Source organism: Citrobacter amalonaticus (genome assembly GCF_018252635.1).
GTDB classification, from domain to species: Bacteria; Pseudomonadota; Gammaproteobacteria; order Enterobacterales; family Enterobacteriaceae; genus Citrobacter_A; species Citrobacter_A amalonaticus_E.
Window position 1 is genome coordinate 1 of the sequence record NZ_JAGTXM010000020.1, and the last position, 1,122, is coordinate 1,122.

The window sequence follows — 1,122 nt, forward strand, 5'->3', positions numbered from 1 at the left end:
TGAATTCGCTGGATCTGGCAGGTTCAGCAACGCTCTCCTCCCCTGCAAAAGTCAGAGCGGCGTTTACTCCGACCACGTTAACCATCAACGGTAATTACGCGGGCAACAACGGTCTGTTGGCCTTGCGTACCGTACTGGGTGATGACCTTTCGGCGACCGATAAGCTGATTGTTCGTGGTGATACCAGTGGTACCACGCGCGTCAGCGTCACCAACGCCGGCGGCGGCGGTTCGCAGACGGTAGAAGGCATCCCCATCGTGGAAGTGGAAGGTGCCTCTAACGGTACCTTTGTAAAAGAAGGCCGTATCGTCGCAGGCGCTTACGACTACAACATAGTCAAGAAAAACAATCAGAACTGGCATCTGACCAGCGAGGCTATTCCGGAGCCATTACCGCCGGATGAGCCAGCACCAGCTTCACCAGAAACACCAGAACAACCGGTTCCACAGTCTCCTGTCGTCCCGGAAGGTCAACATCAGTATCGCCCGGAATCCGGCAGCTATCTGGCGAATACCCTTGCCGCCAACACGCTGTTCAACACCCGTCTTCACGATCGTCTGGGTGAAACCCAGTACACCGACGCGTTAACCGGTGAACAGAAGGTCACCAGCCTGTGGATGCGCCACATCGGCGGACATAACCGCTTCAGGGACGGTTCCGGGCAAATCAGCACCCAGAGCAACCGCTATGTGATGCAACTGGGCGGTGATATCGCGCAATGGAGTACCGACGGTCTCGATCGCTGGCATCTGGGTCTGATGGCCGGTTACGCCAACAGCAAGAGCCGCAGCCACTCCAGTCTGACCGGCTACACATCACGCGGGGAGATCAGCGGCTACAGCGCCGGTCTGTACGGCACCTGGTATGCCAACGACGCCGATAAAACCGGCGCTTATGTCGATGGCTGGATGCTCTACAACTGGTTTGACAACACCGTATCCGGCCAGGGACTGGCGTCTGAAAAGTATGACTCAGACGGCATCACCGCCTCTGTCGAAACGGGCTACACCTGGAAACTGGCCGAATTCAGCGAACGTAACGCGCTGTACATTCAACCTAAAGTCCAGGTGACCTGGATGGACGTGCAGGCCGATACCCACATCGAGAAAAATGGTACCCGCG

At 57.0% G+C, this 1,122-nt stretch carries 1 protein-coding gene; it reads left to right on the plus strand.

Features of this window, described 5'->3' with window-relative positions; all coding sequences use genetic code 11:
• The coding region (locus tag KE671_RS22515) for an autotransporter outer membrane beta-barrel domain-containing protein (protein ID WP_206164789.1) at positions 1–1,122 on the plus strand (1,122 nt) is incomplete at both ends.